18 protein-coding genes are annotated in these 19,964 nt (G+C 73.0%); 10 read left to right on the top strand and 8 right to left on the bottom strand.

Translation table 11 applies throughout. From position 1 onward, the window contains the following. Nucleotides 1-103: 103 nt before the first annotated feature. From ACFXDJ_RS14630 to allB, 4 genes are all read right to left on the bottom strand, one after another. Nucleotides 104-1,024, bottom strand: a complete 921-nt coding sequence (locus ACFXDJ_RS14630; RefSeq protein ID WP_384849129.1) for a DMT family transporter — start codon at nt 1,022-1,024, stop codon at nt 104-106. Nucleotides 1,025-1,164: 140 nt separating this feature from the next. After that, nucleotides 1,165-1,785: a dihydrofolate reductase family protein gene (locus ACFXDJ_RS14625; protein WP_384650951.1), complete on the bottom strand. Its 621-nt coding sequence runs from the start codon at nt 1,783-1,785 to the stop codon at nt 1,165-1,167. A gap of 220 nt (nt 1,786-2,005) precedes the next feature. After that, the gene (alc, locus tag ACFXDJ_RS14620; protein WP_384659733.1) at nt 2,006-3,118 is read right to left on the bottom strand and encodes an allantoicase; all 1,113 of its coding nucleotides are present in this window, start codon (nt 3,116-3,118) and stop codon (nt 2,006-2,008) included. A gap of 2 nt (nt 3,119-3,120) precedes the next feature. Next, complete coding sequence (allB, locus tag ACFXDJ_RS14615; RefSeq protein WP_384659735.1) at nt 3,121-4,455, bottom strand: allantoinase AllB; 1,335 nt, start codon at nt 4,453-4,455, stop codon at nt 3,121-3,123. Nucleotides 4,456-4,792: 337 nt separating this feature from the next. Here allB and ACFXDJ_RS14610 point away from each other — a divergent pair, with 337 nt between their 5' ends. Further along, nucleotides 4,793-5,596 carry an IclR family transcriptional regulator gene (locus tag ACFXDJ_RS14610; RefSeq protein ID WP_384659730.1) on the top strand — a complete coding sequence of 268 codons (804 nt, stop codon included), beginning with the start codon at nt 4,793-4,795 and terminating at the stop codon, nt 5,594-5,596. Nucleotides 5,597-5,739: 143 nt separating this feature from the next. Here the strand turns inward: ACFXDJ_RS14610 and ACFXDJ_RS14605 are convergent, their stop codons facing one another. Further along, a complete protein-coding gene (locus ACFXDJ_RS14605; protein WP_384659727.1) occupies nt 5,740-6,423 on the bottom strand; it encodes an ABC transporter ATP-binding protein in 684 nt (227 codons plus the stop codon). Beyond that, nucleotides 6,420-7,511, bottom strand: coding sequence for an ABC transporter permease (locus ACFXDJ_RS14600; protein ID WP_384659725.1), 1,092 nt, complete (start codon nt 7,509-7,511; stop codon nt 6,420-6,422). The genes ACFXDJ_RS14605 and ACFXDJ_RS14600 overlap by 4 nt, the downstream gene beginning before the upstream one ends. Nucleotides 7,512-7,645: 134 nt before the next feature. On the opposite strand from ACFXDJ_RS14600, the gene ACFXDJ_RS14595 reads away from it, so the two are divergent. From ACFXDJ_RS14595 to ACFXDJ_RS14585, 3 genes are all read left to right on the top strand, one after another. After that, nucleotides 7,646-8,962, top strand: coding sequence for a sensor histidine kinase (locus ACFXDJ_RS14595; RefSeq protein WP_384849127.1), 1,317 nt, complete (start codon nt 7,646-7,648; stop codon nt 8,960-8,962). Continuing rightward, nucleotides 8,962-9,597, top strand: a complete 636-nt coding sequence (locus tag ACFXDJ_RS14590; protein ID WP_384659716.1) for a response regulator — start codon at nt 8,962-8,964, stop codon at nt 9,595-9,597. The genes ACFXDJ_RS14595 and ACFXDJ_RS14590 overlap by 1 nt, the downstream gene beginning before the upstream one ends. Nucleotides 9,598-9,818: 221 nt before the next feature. Then, nucleotides 9,819-10,292: a hypothetical protein gene (locus ACFXDJ_RS14585; protein ID WP_384659713.1), complete on the top strand. Its 474-nt coding sequence runs from the start codon at nt 9,819-9,821 to the stop codon at nt 10,290-10,292. A gap of 25 nt (nt 10,293-10,317) precedes the next feature. Here the strand turns inward: ACFXDJ_RS14585 and ACFXDJ_RS14580 are convergent, their stop codons facing one another. Beyond that, complete coding sequence (locus ACFXDJ_RS14580; protein WP_384659711.1) at nt 10,318-11,808, bottom strand: PLP-dependent aminotransferase family protein; 1,491 nt, start codon at nt 11,806-11,808, stop codon at nt 10,318-10,320. Between the two features lie 88 nt (nt 11,809-11,896). Here ACFXDJ_RS14580 and ACFXDJ_RS14575 point away from each other — a divergent pair, with 88 nt between their 5' ends. From ACFXDJ_RS14575 to ACFXDJ_RS14555, 5 genes are all read left to right on the top strand, one after another. Then, complete coding sequence (locus ACFXDJ_RS14575) at nt 11,897-12,097, top strand: hypothetical protein (protein ID WP_384659708.1); 201 nt, start codon at nt 11,897-11,899, stop codon at nt 12,095-12,097. After that, nucleotides 12,052-12,675 (top strand): NTP transferase domain-containing protein, encoded by a 624-nt coding sequence (locus ACFXDJ_RS14570; protein ID WP_384659705.1) that lies wholly within the window; start codon nt 12,052-12,054, stop codon nt 12,673-12,675. The genes ACFXDJ_RS14575 and ACFXDJ_RS14570 overlap by 46 nt, the downstream gene beginning before the upstream one ends. A gap of 272 nt (nt 12,676-12,947) precedes the next feature. Continuing rightward, the gene (aceB, locus tag ACFXDJ_RS14565; protein WP_384659702.1) at nt 12,948-14,567 is read left to right on the top strand and encodes a malate synthase A; all 1,620 of its coding nucleotides are present in this window, start codon (nt 12,948-12,950) and stop codon (nt 14,565-14,567) included. Nucleotides 14,568-14,914: 347 nt separating this feature from the next. Further along, nucleotides 14,915-16,036, top strand: a complete 1,122-nt coding sequence (locus tag ACFXDJ_RS14560; protein WP_384663866.1) for a GDSL-type esterase/lipase family protein — start codon at nt 14,915-14,917, stop codon at nt 16,034-16,036. Between the two features lie 69 nt (nt 16,037-16,105). Next, on the top strand, nt 16,106-16,705 hold the full coding sequence (locus ACFXDJ_RS14555) for a 3'-5' exoribonuclease domain-containing protein (protein ID WP_384663867.1): 600 nt from the start codon (nt 16,106-16,108) through the stop codon (nt 16,703-16,705). On the opposite strand, the gene ACFXDJ_RS14550 is transcribed toward ACFXDJ_RS14555, so the two are convergent. Then, nucleotides 16,702-18,723: an ATP-binding protein gene (locus ACFXDJ_RS14550; protein ID WP_384849124.1), complete on the bottom strand. Its 2,022-nt coding sequence runs from the start codon at nt 18,721-18,723 to the stop codon at nt 16,702-16,704. The genes ACFXDJ_RS14555 and ACFXDJ_RS14550 overlap by 4 nt on opposite strands. Before the next feature lie 148 nt (nt 18,724-18,871). On the opposite strand from ACFXDJ_RS14550, the gene ACFXDJ_RS14545 reads away from it, so the two are divergent. Continuing rightward, on the top strand, nt 18,872-19,963 hold the full coding sequence (locus ACFXDJ_RS14545) for an Lrp/AsnC family transcriptional regulator (protein ID WP_384664114.1): 1,092 nt from the start codon (nt 18,872-18,874) through the stop codon (nt 19,961-19,963). Nucleotide 19,964: the final 1 nt, after the last annotated feature.

The raw sequence follows: 19,964 nt of genomic DNA, 5'->3' as shown, positions 1-19,964 counted from the left end.
CGGAGGCATGCGGCAACCCTAGGCGGGCGGCCGGCCCGCGGAGGGTCCCGTTCCGGCCAATCGGTCGGGCCGACGGGTCAAGCCGACGGGTCAAGCCAATCGGTCAGGCCGCGGTGCGACGGCCCCAGGCGGTGCCGCCGAGCACCAGGACCACGCCGACGAGGCCGGCCGGTCCGAGGTGCTCGCCGCCGATGACGATGCCCGCGGCCGCCGCCCAGAGGGGTTCGGTGCCGAGCAGCAGGCTGACCCGGGAGGGCGAGGTGCGACGGACGGCCCACATCTGCACGAAGAAGGCGAACAGGGTGCAGAAGACGGACAGGAAGGCGAGCCCGGCCCACTCGGCGGGGCCGAACCCGGCGGCGGCCGCCCAGGGGCTCGCGCCGGTGCCGGGCAGCGCGGCCAGTACGGCGAACACGGCGACGGCGCTGCCGAGCTGGACGGTGGTCAGGGAGAGCGAGTCGGCCTCCTGCACGGCCTTGATCCGGGCCATGAGCAGGACGTGCAGGGTCCGCGCGAGGGCGGCGCCGAGGATGAGGAGGTCACCGAGGCCGGGGGCGGTGATCCCGGCGCCCTGGGTGAGCAGCACCACTCCGGCCAGGGAGGCCGCGGCGGCCCCCAGGAACCCGGCGGAGGGGCGGGACCTGCGGACGGCCGCCTCGGCGAGCGGGGTGAAGATCATGGTCAGGCTGATGATCAGCCCGGCGTTGGTGGCCGAGGTGTGGACCACCCCGTAGGTCTCCAGCAGGAAGATCCCGCCGAGTACGAGTCCCAGTACCCCGGCGCCGCGCAGCTGGGCGGGGGTGAGCGCGCGCAGCCGCCGCCGGCCGGCGACCACCAGGACGGGCAGCACCAGCGCGAAGCGCAGGACGAGCACCGCGACCACGGTGTGCGTGGCGGTGATCCCCTTGGCGGCGAGGTAGCTGCCGCCCCAGACGACGGCGACGAGCAGGACCGGCAGATCGGCGAGCCAGGCCCTGCGGGGCGCGAGGGCGGGCGCGGGGGCGGCTGCGGCAACGGTGGACACCGGGTCTCCAACGGCAGGAGGAGGGTGGAGGCTTCGGCGGCTCGCACGGGGGTGCCGACGTTATCGGACATGATCGGCCCGGTCGAGGGCTTATCCCGGCTCCGCTCCCCGCTGACCTCCCCTTTCCCGCCGGCGCCGCGTCACTCGAAGGTGCCGAAGGCGGCGCGTCCCGTCGGGCGGTAGGTGTGGATGGCGGTGCCGCGTTCGGTGGTGCGGGAGGCGAGCAGCTCGCACGCCGTGGGCAGCGCGCCGGCCGGGAACAGCCGGCGGCCCCCGCCCAGGAACACCGGGAAGACCAGCAGGTTCAGCTCGTCGACCAGATCCCGCGCCAGCAGCCACTGGGCGAGCGCCCCGCTGCCGTGCACCTGGAGCTCGGTGTCCCCGTCCAGCGCGTCCTTGATCCGGACGATCTCGGACTGGAGCTGCTCCCCGTCGATGACCGTGGTCCCGGCCCACCCGGGCTCCTTCAGGGTGGTCGAGGCCACGTACTTGGGCAGCCCGTTGAGCCGGCTCGCGATCGGGTCCGCCGGGTCGGTGTGGCGCGGCCAGTAGTCCGCGAAGATCTCGTAGGTGCGGCGGCCGAGGAGGAAGGCCCCGGCCCGGTCGAAGACCTCCGTCATGAACCCGCCCATGCCCTCGTCGGCGAACGGCACCAGCCAGCCGCCGTACGCGAACCCGCCGCTGGCGTCCTCCTCCTGCCCGCCGGGGGCCTGCATCACGCCGTCGAGGGTCAGGAAGGTGGTGAGGGTCAGCTTTCCCATGGCTCCGCGCTCCTTGTTCCGTCCGCATTCACCTGTCCCTGTTCAGACTCCCGGGCCGCCCGGAACTCATCGGTGCGGCGCGCGGGAGACCGGCGGGTGGAGACCCGGGCGCGGGAACGCCGCAGGGGCGCACCGTGAAACGGTGCGCCCCTGCGGGCCGTTGAACGCGCCCGGGGGTGTCGGCCCCCGGGGCGGTCGGCGTGGTGCGGGAGGGGTGGCGTCAGCCGCCCAGCTCCTGGTGACGGGCGGCGTGCGCGGCGGCGCCGGCCTCCGTCAGGGCGCCGTACAGGCGCAGGCGGGAGAAACCGCCGTCCGGGAAGATGTCGATCCGGACGTGCGTGCCGACCGCCGGGGCGTCGAGCACGAAGCGGTGGTTGGTGTCGGGCTGCAGGCGGGTGCGCGGCAGGAACTCCGCCCACTCGCCCTCCTCGCCCGTCTTGATGGACAGCGAGGCCCAGCCGGCCGAGTTGCCCTTGAGGTACGCGGTGTCGATCTCGACGGCGCGGATCTCGGACTCGGCGACCAGCTCGTAGCGGATCCAGTCGTTGCCGTTGTCGCGGCGACGGGCGGTCTCCCAGCCGTCGTCCATCTTGCGGGAGCGGCCCGGGTTGATGGTGTTGGTCGGCGGGGAGTAGAAGCGGTTGGACGCGTCCTGGACCGAGCCGCCGTTCTCCAGCGCGACCACGTCGAACGTGCCCAGCGCGGCGAGCCACTTCGGGTCGGTGCGGACCTCGCCGTAGACGCGCAGGCGGGCGACGCCGCCGTCCGGGTGCTGGTTCAGGCGCAGGTGCGTGAAGCGCTGCTCGACGTCGACCTCGAAGCCGTTGGCCGCGTGGCCGCCGACCGGGGTGCGCTCGACGAGGGTCGTCCACTTGACGTCGTCGGAGAGCAGCTCCGCCTCGGTCGGCGAGCCCGCGACCGAGGTGCCCTGCACCGATACGGCCTGCGGCATGTTGCCGCGGAAGTGGGCGGTGTCGACGACGATGCCGCGGATGACGCCGGGGGCGCCGAGGCGGATCAGCGCCCAGTCGTGGTCCTCGGGGGTCGGCCAGGGCTGGGTGGCGGAGATGCCGCGGCGGCGACGGGTCTCCCAGCCGTCCATGACCTTGCCCTTGTGGCCGAAGTCCTCGGGGTCGAAGTGCGCGGCCTCTTCGATGAGCAGGTTCTCGCGCTGGGCGAAGAACTCGTCGTTGGCGGCGATGACACCGGCGCCGAGCGCACGCGCGGCGAGGTTCGCGTACTGGGTGAACGGGAAGTCCGCGGTGCGGTAGTCCGCGTACGGGTCGCCGCCCCCGTACGGGTTCGCGTTACCGGTGAAGGATTCAATCGCCACAGTCAGTTCTGCCTTTCAAGGAGTCGGCCGGTGGGCTCGGACGGGGTGCCGTGGTCGGCGATCTGCGTACCGCGCAGCCAGGTGGACTTCACGACGCCGTGCAGGGTCTTGCCCGCGTACGCCGTGACCTGGTTGCGGTGGTGCAGGTGGGCCGGGTCCACGGTGAAGGTCTCTTCGGGGGCCAGGACGGCGAAGTCGGCGTCGCGGCCGACCTCGATCGCGCCCTTGCCCGCCAGGCCGGCGAGGGCGGCCGGGGCGGCGGACATCCAGCGGACGACGTCCTCCAGGCCGCGGCCGCGCTTGCGCGCCTCGGTCCAGATCGCCGGGAGGCCCAGCTGGAGGGAGGAGATGCCGCCCCACGCGGTGGCGAAGTCGCCGGTCTTGAGGTCCGCGGTGGAGGGCGAGTGGTCGGAGACGATGCAGTCGATCGTGCCGTCGGCGAGCGCGTCCCACAGCAGGTCCTGGTTGGCGGACTCGCGGATGGGCGGGCAGCACTTGAACTCGGTCGCGCCGTCCGGGACTTCCTCGGCCGTCAGGGTCAGGAAGTGCGGGCAGGACTCGACGGTGATCTGTACGCCCTCGGCCTTGGCGGCGGCGATCAGCGGCAGCGCGGAGGCGGAGGACAGGTGCAGTACGTGGACGCGCGCGTTCAGCCGCTTCGCCTGGTCGATCAGGTTCTGGATCGCGGTGTTCTCGGCGTCCTCGGGGCGGGAGGCCAGGAAGTCGGCGTACTTGGGGCCCGGGTTGTGCGGCGCGGACTCCAGGTGGTGCGGGTCCTCGGCGTGCACGATCATCAGGCCGCCGAAGCCGGTGATCTCGGCGAGGGAGTTGGCCAGCTGCTCCTGGTCGAGCTCGGGGAACTCGTCCACGCCGGAGGGCGACAGGAAGCACTTGAAGCCGAAGACCCCGGCGTCGTGCAGCGGGCGCAGGTCCTTGACGTTGTCCGGCAGCGCACCGCCCCAGAAGCCGATGTCCACGTGCGCCTTGGTCCGGGCCACTTCCTGCTTGACCACCAGGTTGGCGGTGGTCGTGGTCGGCGGCAGGGAGTTGAGCGGCATGTCGAGGATGGTGGTGATGCCACCGGCCGCGGCGGCGCGGGTGGCCGTCCAGAAGCCTTCCCACTCGGTACGACCGGGGTCGTTCACGTGGACGTGGGTGTCGACCAGGCCGGGGAGGAGCACGTCGTCGCCGAAGTCCTCCAGCCGGGCCCCGGCCGGTACGTCGGCCTCGTACGGCAGCACGGCCGCGATCTTCCCGCCGGCGACGGCCACCGAAGCGGCACGCGTCCCCTCGGGGGTGATGACGCGCGTCGAGCGCAGTACCAGTTCCACAGCCAGGTCGGACACCGGAACCTCCCCATCTACTTCCACAGAGCGAAATTCAACGTTCTGTTGACGGAGTCTTCACGTCGATCCGGACCCAGTCAAGAGCGCCCGGACGGACCACTGACCGGTCCGCATCGCAATTGGATGTTTCCACAGGATGGAATTAAGATTTCGCTATGCAGAATGTAGCTATCACCACCGGGTGCTGAACGGGTAACTTCCCGAGGATGTCCGCCACCAGGACAAACCGCCTCTGACCGGCGGCGACGGGCTCTGCCCCGGCTCTAGGGTCGACGCCGACCGACCGGTAGGCTGCTTGCTTGCCTGCCAGCACCGAAAGGACCGCGCCGTGCCGACGTCCAGCGCCAGCACCACCGACGCCTCCAACAAGCCCACCGCCGCCAGCGGTGGCGTCCAGTCCCTTGAGCGCGCCTTCGATCTGCTCGAACGTATGGCCGACGCAGGGGGCGAAGTCGGCCTCAGCGAACTCTCCGCCGCCAGCGGTCTGCCGCTGCCCACCATCCATCGCCTCATGCGCACCCTCGTGGCCTGTGGCTACGTCCGGCAGCAGCCCAACCGACGGTACTCCCTCGGCCCCCGGCTGATCCGCCTCGGCGAGTCCGCGTCGCGGCTGCTGGGCACCTGGGCGCGCCCGTACCTGGCCCGCCTGGTCGAAGAAACCGGCGAGACGGCGAACATGGCCCTGCTCGACGGGGACGAGATCGTCTACGTCGCCCAGGTGCCGTCCAAGCACTCCATGCGGATGTTCACCGAGGTCGGCCGCCGCGTGCTGCCGCACTCCACCGGTGTGGGCAAGGCGCTGCTGGCCTACACCCCCGCCGACGAGGTACGGGCCCTGCTCTCGCGCACCGGGATGCCGGCCGCGACCGAGAAGACCATCACCACGCCCGAGGGCTTCCTGGAGGCCCTGGAACAGGTCCGCAAGGTGGGCTACGCCGTCGACGACAACGAGCAGGAAATAGGAGTCCGCTGCCTGGCGGTGTCCGTTCCGAACTCGCCGACCGCCGCCGCGATCTCCATCTCGGGCCCGGCCGGCCGGGTGACCGAGGCCCTCACGGACTCGATCGTCCCGATCCTCCAGGGCATCGCCGCCGAGCTGTCGGTGGCCCTGCAGAGCCAGACCCCGGCGTAGGACCCCGTACGACCGCGCAGGACTCGTAGAACCCGTAGGACCGCGTAGGACCCGCGCAGGCACCCGACGCACACGAAGGCCCCGGCCGCCCCTCCAAGGGGCCGCCGGGGCCTTCGTGCGGATCGCCGGGCCCGTACGCGGGCCTACGCGGCCGGGACGCTCTCTATCAGGCGGCCGTCCGTCATCGTCGCGGTGCGGTCCATGCGCTCCAGGTGCGCGTGGTCGTGCGTGACGAGCACGGTGGCGGTGGAGCGGTCCCGGGTGAGGGTGACCAGCAGGTCGAGGATCGCGGCGCCGCGCTCGTGGTCGAGGGCGCTGGTGGGCTCGTCCACCAGGAGGACGGAGGGCTCGTTCATCAGCGCGCGGGCGATGTTGACGCGCTGGCGCTGCCCGCCGGAGAGCTGGTGGGGCCGCCGGTCGGCCTTGTCCGCCAGGCCCACGGAGTCCAGCAGCTCCAGGGCCCGCCGCCGCAGGGTGCGCGGGGGGCGGCCGGAGAGGTGCGCCATCACCTGGAGCTGCTCGACGGCGGTGAGCGAGGCCAGCAGGTTCGGCTGCTGGAAGACGATGCCGATCTTCTCCCGGCGCAGGGCCGACTTCTCGGCCGCGGACAGCTCCGCGGTGTCCTGCCCCGCGACGACGATCCGCCCCGAATCCGGGGTGACGAGGGTGGCGGCCACCGCGAGCAGGCTGGACTTGCCCGACCCCGAGGGGCCTATGACGGCCGTCAGGGTGCCCGCGGGCACCTCCAGGCGGACCGCGTCGAGGGCGGTGAGCCGGGTGTCGCCGTCCGCGTAGGTGAGCGTGACGTCGTGGACGAGCAGGGTCATCGGGCGCTCCCGAGTGCGGTCAGGGGGTCTACGGCGGTGATCCGCCGGATGGACAGGGCCGCGCCCAGCGCGCCGAGCGCGATCATGACGGCGGCCGGGACCAGCACGGTGGCGGCGTCGAGCACGAAGGGCACGGCGCCGCCGCTGATCAGGGCGCCGAACCCGGCGGCGAGGGCGGTTCCCGCCCCCGTGCCGATCGCCAGCATCACCACGGCCTGCCCGAGCGCGTCCTTGAGGAGGTACGGGGTGGAGGCACCCAGTGCCTTCAGCACGGCGATGTCCCCGCTGCGCTGGATCGTCCACACCGTGAAGAAGGCCCCGATGACGAGGGCGGAGATGGCGAAGAGGAACCCGCGCATGAGCTGGAGCGAGCCGTTCTCGGACGTGTAGGAGCCGATCGCGCTCAGCGCCTGGTCGATGGTCTGGGCCTCGGTGCCGGTGGCCTTGGACCCGGCCGCCCAGTCGACGCCGTCCTTCCCGTCCAGGGCGACGACGGTGGCCACGGTGTCGATGGAGGTGCCGGGGTTGCCGACGCGCTGCCAGTCGTTGAGGTCCATCCAGACCACCGGGGTGTGGCTGTAGGCGGCGGTGCCGGAGACCGAGGCCACGGTCATCTCGACCGGGCCGATCTTGAGTTTGGCGCCGGCGGTCAGTCCGCCGAGCTCCTTGGCGGCCTTCTCGGTGAGGACCACCCGCCCCTGGGCGAGACCGCTCCCCCGGGGCGGCAGGGGCCCGGCCGGGTCCACGCCGAAGGCCGACACGGCGGCCGTGCGCTCACCAGAGACCGCGTTGGTGGTGCGGATGCCCAGCGGCTGGGCCGAGGTGACCCCCGGCTGTTCGCGCCAGGCCAGCCAGGCCTTCTCGGGCACCTGGGAATTGGTGAAGGAGACCTTCTGGTCCCCGGCGGGCGCCGCGAAGGCGAGGCGGGTGGTGGACGGCAGGCCGGTGACGGCCGAGATGTTCTCCCGGGCCAGGCCTGCGGTGAGCCCGGACAGCAGGCCGACCAGCAGCGTGATCAGCAGTACGACCGAGCCCATCAGGGCGAAGCGGCCCTTGGCGAACCGTAGATCTCTCCATGCGACGAACATGCATCCCACCCTGGTCTCCGACGTGGGCACAAGGCATCGCGCCACAGTAGGGATCCTGGTATCGAAGGGCGCACCGAGACATCAATCCTTTGGTTGACCGGGGCCACCGGACGCGGACTTACGCTGGTCGGGCCATGACTGCTGCTCCCCCCTCCCCGGCACCCGCCAGGACGGCCTCGGATCCTTCCGCCGCCCCGGTCGGCCGCGCCCTCACCCCCGTCTCCCGCGTCCTGCGGCTGTGCCTGCACGCGCTGTTCTTCGGCCTGCTCGCGCTCGCCGCCGCGCGGGCCGTCACCGACTCCGCCCCACTCGCGGACTGGGTGGTCGCGGCCTGCGCCGTACTGGCCGCCGTGTACGTGGCGGGCGTACGGGCCCCCTCGGTGCACCGCTCGCCGCGCGCCGGGGCGTTGTGGCTGGCCGGACTGGGCGCGGCCTGGGCCGCGCTGCTGGTGGTCTCCCCCGACGGGCTGTGGATCGCCTTCCCGCTGTACTTCCTGGAACTGCACCTGCTGCGGCTGCGCTGGGGGGTGAGCGCCGTCGTGCTGACGGCGTGCGCGGCGATCGGCGGCTTCCTCGCGCACAGCGGAGCGGTGACCCCCGGGGCCTTCCTCGGGCCGCTGCTGGGCGGGGCCGTGGCCGTGGCGACCGTACTGGGCTACGAGGCCCTCTACCGGGAGAGCGAACGGCGCCGCGAGCTGATCGAGGAGCTCATCACCACCCGGGCCGAGCTGGCGGCGGCCGAGCGGGGCGCCGGGATCCTGGCGGAGCGCGAGCGCCTCGCCCGGGAGATCCACGACACCCTGGCGCAGGGACTCTCCTCCATCCAACTGCTGCTGCGGGCGGCGGAGCGGACGCTCGCCGAGGGAGCTGCGGGGACGGCGGGGACTGCGGGAGCGGCGGGGGCGGCGGGGGCCGCCGGTCCGGCCGCCCCCGATCCGACGACGGCGACTGCGGCGGCGCTGACGCACATCGCCCAGGCGCGCCAGGCCGCGCAGGAGAACCTCGCCGAGGCACGGCGCTTCGTACGGGCCCTCACGCCTCCGGATCTGGAGCACGGCTCGCTGCCGGCCGCGCTGGAGCGGCTGTGCGCGGGCGCTCCGGGCCCCCGGGTCCGCTTCTCCCTCAGCGGCACGGCCCGGCCCCTCCCCACGCCCTACGAGGTGGCGCTGCTGCGGATCGCGCAGTCGGCGCTGGCCAACGTGGTGCGGCACGCGCAGGCCGGTCGCGCCGAGATCACCCTGAGCTTCATGGACACCTCCGTGACGCTGGACATCGTCGATGACGGCCGGGGCTTCGACCCCTCGTCCGCCCCCTCCGGCGACGGCGGCTTCGGCCTGCCCGCGATGCGCTCGCGGGCCGAAACCCTGGCCGGCCTGTTCACCGTCGAGTCCTCCCCGGGCCAGGGCACCGCCGTGGCCGTCACCCTGCCGCTGCCTCTGGAGGCCCCCTGATGACCATCCGGCTGCTCCTGGCCGACGACCACCCCGTGGTCCGCGCCGGGCTGCGCGCGGTGCTGGACACCGAGCCGGACTTCGCGGTGGTCGCGGAGGCCGCGACGGCGGAGCGCGCGGTGGAGCTGGCGGCTTCCGCGGGCGTGGACGTGGTCCTGATGGACCTCCAGTTCGGCCCCGGCCCCGGTATGCACGGCTCGGCGGCCACGGCCCTGATCACGGGCCGGCCCTCGGCACCCCGCGTCCTCGTCCTCACCACATACGACACGGACGCGGACATCCTGGCGGCGGTGGAGGCGGGCGCCTCGGGCTACCTCCTCAAGGACGCCCCGCCGGAGGAACTCGCGGCGGCGGTCCGCACCGCGGCGGCGGGCCAGTCGGCCCTGGCCCCGGCGGTGGCCCTGCGCCTGATGGACCGCATGCGGACACCCGCCGAAGCCCTGACCAAGCGCGAGCTGGAGGTCCTCCAGCTGGTCGCGGACGGCCTGTCGAACCAGCAGATCTCCAAACAGCTCTTCCTGAGCCAGGCCACGGTCAAATCCCACCTGGTCCACATCTACGCCAAACTCGGCGTCGACTCCCGCACCTCAGCGGTAGCCGCGGCAGCCACCCGCCGCCTGATCCGCACGCCGTAGCCAATCGCAGCCCGCTCCCAGCCCCGCCGGCGTTTGAGGACCGGGTCCGGGCGGAGCCCGGGGAACGGTGGAAGGGCGGGTAGGGGACAAGCCCCGCAGGGCCAGCCCCACCCGCACCCGGGGGCTACCCCCCGGCCGGGTTCACCGGCCCACCGGCGGGCCCGGAAGCGACGCGACCGGAAGCATTCGGGACACCGCCCCCGACCCGAGAGCGAGCCCCGATGTCCGCCACAACGACCGCCACCGCGACCTCCACACACCCGCCCAAAACCATCCGCACCGCCCACACCCTCTGGCTCACCGCCATCGCCGCCGGCGCCTTCGAGACCGTCCTCGCGATCACCCGCATGACGGCCGACGGCACCGGCTCCGCCGGGGAGATCGGCATCGGCCTCGCCGTCCGCCTCACCGTCTTCGCCGCCGCCGCCCTGATCGCGCGGCGCATGCGCGCGGGGGCCCGCTGGGCCCGGATCACCCTCGCCCTCGGCCTCGGCGTCCTCGGCACGGCCTCCATGGCCGTCCAGCCCCTCGGCTACCTCCTCGACGGAGGATCGCTCTCGGCGGCAGCCGCACGGGCCGGCGCCCTCGACTGGCTCTTCGGCGCCAGCCGGGCGGTCCACGTGGCCGCCGTCCTCACGGCCGTGGCCCTCATGTTCCGCCCGGCGTCGAACGCCTGGTTCCGCCGCACCGCGTAGGACCCCGCAGGCCCTGCCCGCCCGGCTACGCCACCCAGTACGGCCGCTCCACCCCCGAAGGCAGCGGCGCGCCCGCGTGGAAGGCCTCCGCGAGCCGGCGTACGCCCTCGTCCAGTCGGTCCGCGGCGAGGGTGTACGGGATCCGCAGCCGGTGCTCGAACGTCCCGGGGTCCACCCCGAACCGCGCGCCCCGCCCGATGTGCACCCCGGCCGCGGCCGCCCGCTCCGACAGCGCCGAGCTCACCGGCTCGCCCAGGTCCACCCACAGCGAGAGCCCGCCCGGCGGCAGCTGCCAGGACCACTCCGGCGTGTGCCGCTCCAGCGAGGCGACCAGCGCCGCGCGCTGCCCCCGTATCTGCTCCAGCCGCCCCGGCAGCGACCGTTCCAGCCCTTCCAGCAGCGGCAGGGCCACCAGCTGGTCGAGCACCGATCCGCACATGTCGGCCGCGACCCGGACCCCCGTCAGCTCGGTGATCATCTTGGCGGTGGCCCGGATCCACCCGACGCGCAGCCCGCCCCAGTGCGTCTTGCTCAGCGACCCGATGGTCACCACGTGGTCGGCCCCGCCCTTGGGCGCCAGCGAGGCCAGCGGGGCGGGCGCCGGCACGTCGAGGGCGATGTCGGCGATGGTCTCGTCGACCACCAGCCAGGTCCCGGTCCGCCGCGTCGCCGCGAGCAGCCGCAGCCGCTGCTCCTGCGGCATCAGCGCGCCCGTCGGGTTGTGGAAGTCGGGGATGACGTACGCGAGCCTCGGCACGGTCTGGCGGAGCGCGGACTCAGCGATCTCCAGGTCCCAGCCCGCGTCGGAGACGGCGATGGACCCGGCGCGCAGCCGCGCGTGCCGGATGGCGTCGAGGGCGTTGGCGTAGGTCGGGTTCTCGGTCATCACCCGGTCCCCGGGCCGGCACAGCAGGCTCACGACCAGCGCGAACGCCTGCTGCGCTCCCGCCGTGACGAGGATCTGCTCCGGCCGGGTCGCCAGCCCGCGCCGGGTGAAGCGCTCCGCGATGGCGGTGCGCAGGTCGGGCAGGCCGAAGGGGTGGTAGCCGGGATGGCGGGCCAGCCCCGGGAGCCTGGGCGCCGCCCAGGCCACCGCGTCCGAGAGGGCGCCGTCGGGGGCTCCCATGGCGGCGATGGCGAGGTCGATGCCCGGGTCGCCGTCGGGGCTGTAGCCGCCGGTGCCCCCGATGATGGCGTGCGCGCCGACCGGGCGGTGGCCTTCGGGGAGCTCGGTCCAGGTGCCGGAGCCGCGCCGGCTGCGGACGTAGCCGCTCTCGCGCAGCAGGTCGTAGGCGCCGGTGACGGTGGCCCGGCTGGCGCCGACCGCTTCCGCGAGCTCGCGTTCGGCGGGCAGCCTTACGTGCAGGGCGACCCGGCCGTCGAGGATCAGGGTGCGGACGGCGTCGGCGAGGGCCCGGTAGCCGGGGCGGGCCAGTACCTCGGGCGGGAGCAGTGCCGCGAGCTGGCGGCTGCCGATCGTTCTGTCCGCCGTCTGGACCACTCGCCCGTTTGCCATGCCAACCTCCCCTGATTGGCTCTGCCGGCCAGGCCAATCCGGGTCCAGACTCGCTGCATTGGCCCCCGATTGGCAAGGAGTCGCCGTGATGTTGACCGACCGTGACGAACGGGCGCTGCTCGCAGCCGCCGAGAACCGCATCGCCGAGCCGGTGCGCGTCGGTGCCGTGCTGGCAGCCGTACGCCGCCTCGTGCGGCGGGAGCGGATCGAGCCGCGAGAGCTGCGCGAGCGAGAATCGGTGACATGTCACGCCACACCAGCACACACGACGACTCCGCTCCCCCGTTGATCGCGGGTCTGCTCCTCGCGGCCGGCGGCGGCCGGCGCCTCGGCGGCCGCCCCAAGGCCCTGCTGCCCTACCGGGGCCGCCCGCTGGTGGAGAACGCCGTACGGGTCCTGCGCGAGGCCGGCTGCGGCCCGCTCCACGTGGTCCTCGGCGCCTCGGCGGCCGAGGTGCGCGAGCGCGCGGACCTGAGCGGGTGCGTGGTGCGCGACAACCCGGACTGGGCCGAGGGCATGGGCTCCTCCCTGCGGGTGGGTCTCGCCTCGCTGGCCGGTACGGGCGCCCGCGCGGCCCTGGTGTCCCTGGTGGACCAGCCGGGCATCGGCCCGGAGGCGGTGGCCCGGGTCCGTGCCGCGTACCGCTCCCCGGCGAGCCTGGTGGCGGCGGCGTACGGCGGCGAGCGCGGGCACCCGGTGCTGTTCGGGGCGGACCGCTGGCCGGACATCGTGGCGACCGCCACGGGTGACAAGGGCGCGCGGGTGCACTTGTCGGCGCACGTGGCGGAGCTCACGCTGGTCGAGTGCGGGGACATCGCCGAGGCCTTCGACATCGACACGCCGTCCGACCTGGCACGACTCATCTGAGCGGATCCGTAGGCGAACCTGAGCGGGCTGTGACCGCTGTGGCACTGAGGGCCACCAGGTAGCGGAATCTGTCGACCCAGAGAATCTCGACATCAACAAACCATTGAACTTCCACCATGAGGAAATTACTATCCACTGGTCAGAAGCGCCCTGAACCCCCAGACGGCGCCCGCGACCGTATCCGGAACTCTCCACACCCGACGGCACTGCGTGCCGTCCAGCGCGAGCATTCCCCGCGGCCGCCAGGCACCGCCGCTGAAGGAGTGACAGATATGTCCGCACCAGCGCCGTCATCGCTGGCCATCGTCGACGCCGAGCCCCTGCCCCGGCAGGACGAAGTCCTCACCGAAGCGGCTCTCGCCTTCGTGGCCGAGCTCCACCGGCGGTTCGCCCCCCGTCGGGCCGAGCTCCTCGCCCGCCGCGCCGAGCGCCGTGCCGAGATCGCCCGCACTTCCACCCTCGACTTCCTCCCGGACACCGCACAGGTCCGCGAGGGCGACTGGAAGGTGGCGCCGGCCCCGGCCGCGCTGAACGACCGCCGTGTGGAGATCACCGGTCCGACGGACCGCAAGATGACCATCAACGCCCTGAACTCGGGCGCCAAGGTCTGGCTCGCCGACTTCGAGGACGCCTCGGCTCCCACCTGGGAGAACGTGGTCCTCGGCCAGCTCAACCTGATCGACGCCTACGAGCGCCGCATCGACTTCACCGACGCCCGCACGGGCAAGGCGTACGCCCTCAAGCCCGCCGAGGAGCTCGCCACCGTCGTGATGCGCCCGCGCGGCTGGCACCTCCAGGAGCGCCACCTCCAGTTCGAGGGCGGCCCGGCCTCCGGCTCGCTCGTGGACTTCGGCCTGTACTTCTTCCACAACGCCAAGCGCCTCATCGCGCTCGGCAAGGGCCCGTACTTCTACCTGCCGAAGACCGAGTCGCACCTTGAGGCGCGCCTCTGGAACGAGATCTTCGTCTTCGCGCAGGACTACGTCGGCATCCCGCAGGGCACGGTCCGCGCGACCGTCCTGATCGAGACCATCACGGCCGCGTACGAGATGGACGAGATCCTCTACGAGCTGCGCGACCACGCGGCGGGCCTGAACGCCGGCCGCTGGGACTACCTCTTCTCCATCGTCAAGAACTTCCGTGACGGCGGCGAGAAGTTCGTCCTGCCGGACCGCAACGCGGTGACGATGACCGCCCCGTTCATGCGCGCCTACACCGAGCTGCTGGTCAAGACCTGCCACAAGCGCGGCGCGCACGCCATCGGCGGCATGGCGGCCTTCATCCCGTCCCGCAAGGACGCCGAGGTCAACAAGGTCGCCTTCGAGAAGGTCAAGGCCGACAAGGACCGCGAGGCCGGCGACGGCTTCGACGGCTCGTGGGTCGCCCATCCCGACCTGGTCCCGATCGCGATGGCCTCCTTCGACGCGGTCCTCGGCGACAGCCCGAACCAGAAGCACCGCCTGCGCGAGGACGTCTCCGTCGCCCCCGGCGAGCTCATCGCGATCGACTCCCTGGACGCGAAGCCCACGTACGACGGCCTGCGCAACGCCGTCCAGGTCGGCATCCGCTACATCGAGGCCTGGCTGCGCGGCCTCGGCGCCGTCGGCATCTTCGGCCTGATGGAGGACGCGGCCACCGCCGAGATCTCGCGCTCGCAGATCTGGCAGTGGATCAACGCCGGCGTGGTCTTCGAGAACGGCAAGCTCGCGACGGCCGACCTCACCCGCGAGGTGGCCGCCGCCGAACTCGCGGCGATCCGCTCCGAGGTCGGCGAGGAAGCCTTCGCCGCCGGCAAGTGGCAGCAGGCCCACGACCTCCTCCTCCAGGTCTCCCTGGACGCGGACTACGCCGACTTCCTCACCCTCCCGGCGTACGACCAGCTCATCGGCTGACACTCCGACTTCGGCTGAATCGCACAGCAGCCGAACACCACGACAGCGCCCCCGGAGCCTTCCCGGCTCCGGGGGCGCTGTCGTGCGTCCGGCCGTTTCCAGCCGGTTTCAGCCGAACGACCGATCGGTTGTTACTTGTTCGTAACTTGCCTGTACCTAGCGGTAACAACGCGCGAGGTGGCACCTTTCCGATTGCCACCGGCCGGAGGTAACCCCCACTTACCCAGCCATGCGCCGGAGTTGTTGCCGACTCCCGCATGGCCGACCGCAGGAGTTCCGCAGTGATCGGATTCCGCACCGCAAGCAAGGACCGTGCCCGTCGAGTGCGACGACTGGCCGGAATCGCCATGACACTGCCGCTCGCAGCCGGGGCACTGATGGCCGGCGGGGCCGGGACGGCCGCGGCCGCACCGGGGAGCGGGCCCACCGCCGTGGTGTCCATGGGCGACAGCTACATCTCCGGCGAGGCCGGGCGCTGGAAGGGCAACAGCCTGACCAACAGCGGGAACCGGACCGGCACCGACCGGGCGTGGGTCAGCGGGAGCAGCTACGACCCCGCGAAGGTCTACGGGGCCACGGCCGGCGGGTGCGACCGGTCCGACTCCGCCGAGGTGAAGAGCGCCGGGGCGATCGCCGACGTGGCCGTCAACCTGGCCTGCTCCGGGGCGACCTCGGAGAACGTGTTCCGCGCCTCGAACGGCGGGGTCGCCTTCAAGGGCGAGGCCCCGCAGGCCGATCAGCTCGCCGCCGTGGCCGCGAGCAACAACGTCAAGGTCATCTCGCTGTCCATCGGCGGGAACGACCTCGGCTTCGCCGACATCATCAAGGAGTGCGCGTACGACTTCGTCCTCTGGAACTCCTACTGCTACGACGACCAGCAGTCGGTCGTGGACCAGAAGATGGACGCCGTGATGGGAGCCGTGAGCAAGTCCGTGGACGAGGTACGGACGGTCATGCGGGACGCCGGTTACGCCGACTCCTCGTACCGGATCGTGCTCCAGTCCTACCCGTCGCCGATCCCGCGCGGCGCGGAGAACCGGTACACCCAGAGCGACTGGAGCCGGCTCAACAGCGGCGGCTGCCCGTTCTGGAACAAGGACTCCGACTGGGCGCGCGACTCGCTCGTGCCGCAGCTCGCCGACCGCATCAAGGGGGTCGCCGCCGCCAAGGGCGCGCAGTTCCTGGACCTGCGGGACATGATGCAGGGGCGCGAGGTCTGCGCGAAGGCGAGCAAGCAGGTGACGACCGCGGCGCCGGCCTCGGCGAAGACGAGCGAGTGGGCGCGCTGGATCGACAACAACCAGACCCAGGGACTGGTCCAGGAGTCCATGCACCCGAACTACTTCGGCCAGCTGGCGGCCGGGCGCTGCCTGGCGCTGGTGGTGGCGCAGCCGGCGGACAGCGGATTCGGCTGCAAGAACACCGCCGGGGGCGACCAGAGCGGGATGTACCTCACCCCCTCCTCCTGATCCCCTCTCTATGAGGTGCACCCCTATATGAGGTGAACGGGTCCGGCGCGGGCTGGCATGCTTCCGGGCATGTCAGCCCGTACCGTACGTCCGAACGTTTACATCTCCGTCGACATCGAGGCCGACGGGCCCATCCCCGGGCCGTACTCGATGATCAGCTTCGGGGCCTCCGTGGCCGGCCGGCAGAGCGCGCACTCGTATACGGCCGCCGATCCGGAACAGGACACCTTCTACCGCGAGTTGCGTCCGATCAGCGAGGCCTGGGTGCCGGAAGCCCTCGCCGTCAGCGGGCTCGACCGCGACCGGCTGCTCCGCGAGGGCGCCGACCCGGCCGTCGCCATGGCCGAGTTCCGGGCGTGGGTCCGGGAAGTCTCCGCCGGGGCCCAGCCGGTGATGTGCGGATACCCGGCCTCCTTCGACTGGACCTTCCTGTACTGGTACTTGATGAACTTCGGCGGCGAGAGCCCCTTCGGTCACTCGGGCTGCCTGGACATGAAGACCCTCTACGCGGCCAAGGCCCGGATCCCGCTCCGCTCCGCCGTCAAGCGCCACATGCCCCCGGAACTCCTCTCCCGCCGCCCGCACACCCATCACGCCCTGGACGACGCGATCGAGCAGGCCGATCTGATGAACAGCCTGATGCTGTGGGAACCGGCTCGGCCGGCCTAGTCCGACAGCTCCGGCAGGAGGTCGCGCAGTGGCGTACGGGCGCCCGTGCGGTAGGCCGTGCGGAAGGCCTCCGGGGTGAGGCGGGTGCGGACCGTGTGCAGGGCCCGGGGGGCCGAGGACGCGCGGGGGCGGGCGCGGGAGACCGCTCCGAGGAGGCGGGCGGCTTCCGCGTAGTGGGCCTGGTCCGCCTCCAGTTCGGCCAGGAGTTCCACCGAGAAGGCCTGGCCGAGCTGGTCGTCCAGCGCGAGCTGGGTCCGCAGGGCGCGCAGCAGTTCGGTGCGGGCCAGCGCCGGACGGCCTTCGCGGCGCTGGACGAGGGCATGGGCGTAGCAGGCCCAGGAGCGGGCCCACAGGTCGGCGGGGCCGTCCGGGGGGCCGTCCTCGACCGGGACCGACACCGGGTCGGTGTGGGCCACCGCCATGGTGTGCGCGGCCTGGAGGGCTTCGCGGCCGGGGCCGAAGTCGGGATCGGCCGGCAGCAGTTCCAGACCCTCGCCGAATTCCGCGGCGGCCTCCTCGTACCGGTGCTCCCAAAGCGCGACCGTGCCCCGTACGTGCGCGAGGTAGGCCAGGCAGGTGTCCTCCCCCTCGTGGACGGCCGCGGTCCACGCCTCCACCAGCAGGGGGTCGGCGCCGTCCGCCTCGCCGAAGCTGGCCACCAGCCAGGCCGCGAGCCACAGGGCCCGCGCGGGCCGGGGCGCCGGGTGCAGGGCCAGGGCCCGCTCCAGGTGCCGCCGCCCCTCCGCCGCCATCCCGCACGCGGACCACAGGAACCACAGGGACACCGCGATCTCCAGGGCCGTGCCCGGACCGCTGGCGGAGAGCGGGTTCATCGCCGCGCGCAGCTCGGGGAGCTCCCGTACGGCGAGGGCGCGCGCCTCCCGCTGCGCGCCCGCGCGCCACAGCTGCGCCGCCCGCTCGGCCACCACCCGGCACCGCTCGTGGTGGCGCCGGACGGTCGCCGCGCCGTCTCCGGCGGGCCCGTGCGCCAGCAGGCGGCCCGCGTAGGCCCGTACGGAGAGCGGCATCCGGTAGCGGCCCGGCCCGGCGTCCGCCAGCAGGCCGGGGGCCAGCCGCTGCAACGCCTCGGCGGCGGTGTCCGGGGTGAGCTCCCCGAAGCCGCACACCTCGGCCACGGCCGCCCGGTCGAAGGGACCGGCGAAGACGGAGAGCCGCTCCCAGAGCAGCCGTTCGTCGGGCGGGGCCAGCCGGTGGGAGCGTTCGGCGTCGACCCGGGTACTGCGGCCCGCGCCGCCCGCGAGGAAGGTCAGCGGGTCGGAACCGAGTCTGCGGAGCGCCTGCGCGGGCGCGTACTGGTGCGCACGCCCCGCCGCGAGCTCCAGCGCCCCGGGAATGCCGTCGAGCGCCCGGCACAGCGCGGCCACCGCGGCCGCGTTGCGGTCGGTCAGCTCGAAGAAGGGGTCGGCGCCGCGCGCCCGCTCCTCGAAGAGCCGCACGGCCGCGTACCCGGCGACGGCCGCCACCGGCAGGGTCTGCGACGGGGGCAGGGGCCGGGCCGCCGGCATCGCCGCGGCCGCCGGAGGCACGGCGAGCGCGAGCCCCGTCAGCGGCGGTGCGGGCGGCGGAGGCACGGCCAGTGGCGGTACCGCGAGCACCGCCTCCCCCGCGAGCCGCAGCCGCCGCTGCGAAGTGGCCAGGATCCGTAGCCCCGGAAGGCGCGACAGCAACCCCGCCACGAGCCCCGGCCCGGTCTCCCCGAGCTGTTCGCACCCGTCGAGGACGAGCAGCGCCCGGCGCCCCGCGAGCCGGCCGGCGAGCTCTCCCTCCAGCTCCGCCCAGCGGCGCTCGGGCAGGGCCGCGAGGTCCACCCAGACCGCGTCGAGCCCGTCCCGGCCGGTCAGCGTCCGCACGGAGCGCACCGCGAGCCGGGTCTTCCCGATGCCCGCGGGGCCGGTGAGCGTCGTGAGGCGTTCGGCGGCCAGCAGTGAGGCGAGGGCGGTCAGCTCCCGCTCGCGACCGATGAAACTGGACAGTTCGGCGGGCACCGCAAGGCGCATGCCCGCGCCGGGCTCCCCCACACATCCTCCTGCGATGTCCGACAAGTACACACAACCACTCGTTCAACAGTTGAATGCACAAAGAGAGATGATCGGTTCATAATTCCGTTGTGTCGTCACCGACCGGGAGAACCACCAGGGGGAGGGTATGAACTCGGCCATTTCCGCCATCGATGACATGGACCGGGCGCTCGTCCACGCACTCCAGCTCGCCCCCCGTGCGAGCTGGGAGCTGCTGGGACCGGTGCTCGGAGCCCGCCCGGACACCCTGGCGCGCCGCTGGGAACGGCTGACCGGGGCCGGCGAGGCGTGGTTGTCGGGGATCGGACTGCGGACCGGCGTCCGGCCGCCCTCCATGGCCTGGGTGGAGGTCACCTGCGCCGCGGGAACCTCGCCCTCGGTGGGCGACGCGCTCGTGGCCGATCCGCACACGCTCGGCGTGGAACACACCACAGGGGGCCGCGACCTGCTGGTCTTCGTGGCCCTCCCGGACCTGCCCGCGCTGTACCGGTACCTGTCCTCGCGGGTGCAGCTGATCCCGGGCGTGGTCGGTACCCGCACCTCGATGGTGACCGCGGTGCACTACGCCCCCGACCGCTGGCGCCTGGACCAGCTGGCCCCGGGCCAGATCGACCTGCTGACCGGCCGGACCCGGCGCTGGGCGCCCGCCACGATCCCGGCCACCGCCCCGGTGGCGCCGCTCCAGCCCGAGGACCGGCCGCTGGTACGGGCCCTGTCCTCGGACGCCCGGCGCAGCGTGGCTTCACTGGCCCGGGAGTCCGGGATGAGCGAGTCGACCGTACGGCGCCGGCTGACGAGGCTGGAGGCCGGTCAGAGCCTGCGCTACAGCTGCGCGCTGGCGTCGGGGCTGTCGGGCTGGCCGGTGTCGGCGACCCTGTGGGCGGAGGCCGCCGAGTACGAACTCGCCGAGTGCGCGGCGGCGGCCGCGGGCCTGCGCGAGACGCGGGTCTGCATGTCCGTCAGCGGGCCCTGGAACTTCATGATCGGCGTACGGCTGCGCACGGTCGAGGACCTCTCCCGCTACACCGCCGACCTCACCCGCCGACTGCCCGGCCTGCGCGTGACCGACTCCGCGGTGGCCCTGAGCGTACGCAAGTCGGAGGCCCAGGAACTGGACGGCCGCGGCCACCGCCTGCGCACGATCGTCCCGGACATCTGGTCCGACCCGGCGCCGGATTCCAGCTCCGACGAACGTCAATTCCCGCCCCGCCGAAGCTAAT

It is taken from the genome of Streptomyces sp. NPDC059443 (assembly GCF_042750105.1).
Lineage (GTDB): Bacteria > Actinomycetota > Actinomycetes > Streptomycetales > Streptomycetaceae > Streptomyces.
The sequence above is the reverse complement of the archived record's forward strand: the minus strand, read 5'-3'. Positions and strand labels throughout refer to the sequence as shown.

Bases quoted from the DNA above. Each gene is read 5' to 3' on its own strand.
- ACFXDJ_RS14625 (WP_384650951.1), bottom strand. From the start codon at position 1,785: ATGGGAAAGCTGACCCTCACCACCTTCCTGACCCTCGACGGCGTGATG.
- ACFXDJ_RS14605 (WP_384659727.1), bottom strand. From the start codon at position 6,423: ATGACCCTGCTCGTCCACGACGTCACGCTCACCTACGCGGACGGCGAC.
- ACFXDJ_RS14600 (WP_384659725.1), bottom strand. From the start codon at position 7,511: ATGTTCGTCGCATGGAGAGATCTACGGTTCGCCAAGGGCCGCTTCGCC.
- ACFXDJ_RS14595 (WP_384849127.1), top strand. From the start codon at position 7,646: ATGACTGCTGCTCCCCCCTCCCCGGCACCCGCCAGGACGGCCTCGGAT.
- ACFXDJ_RS14590 (WP_384659716.1), top strand. From the start codon at position 8,962: ATGACCATCCGGCTGCTCCTGGCCGACGACCACCCCGTGGTCCGCGCC.
- ACFXDJ_RS14585 (WP_384659713.1), top strand. From the start codon at position 9,819: ATGTCCGCCACAACGACCGCCACCGCGACCTCCACACACCCGCCCAAA.
- ACFXDJ_RS14580 (WP_384659711.1), bottom strand. From the start codon at position 11,808: ATGGCAAACGGGCGAGTGGTCCAGACGGCGGACAGAACGATCGGCAGC.
- ACFXDJ_RS14575 (WP_384659708.1), top strand. From the start codon at position 11,897: ATGTTGACCGACCGTGACGAACGGGCGCTGCTCGCAGCCGCCGAGAAC.
- ACFXDJ_RS14570 (WP_384659705.1), top strand. From the start codon at position 12,052: ATGTCACGCCACACCAGCACACACGACGACTCCGCTCCCCCGTTGATC.
- aceB (WP_384659702.1), top strand. From the start codon at position 12,948: ATGTCCGCACCAGCGCCGTCATCGCTGGCCATCGTCGACGCCGAGCCC.
- ACFXDJ_RS14560 (WP_384663866.1), top strand. From the start codon at position 14,915: ATGACACTGCCGCTCGCAGCCGGGGCACTGATGGCCGGCGGGGCCGGG.
- ACFXDJ_RS14555 (WP_384663867.1), top strand. From the start codon at position 16,106: ATGTCAGCCCGTACCGTACGTCCGAACGTTTACATCTCCGTCGACATC.
- ACFXDJ_RS14550 (WP_384849124.1), bottom strand. From the start codon at position 18,723: ATGCGCCTTGCGGTGCCCGCCGAACTGTCCAGTTTCATCGGTCGCGAG.
- ACFXDJ_RS14545 (WP_384664114.1), top strand. From the start codon at position 18,872: ATGAACTCGGCCATTTCCGCCATCGATGACATGGACCGGGCGCTCGTC.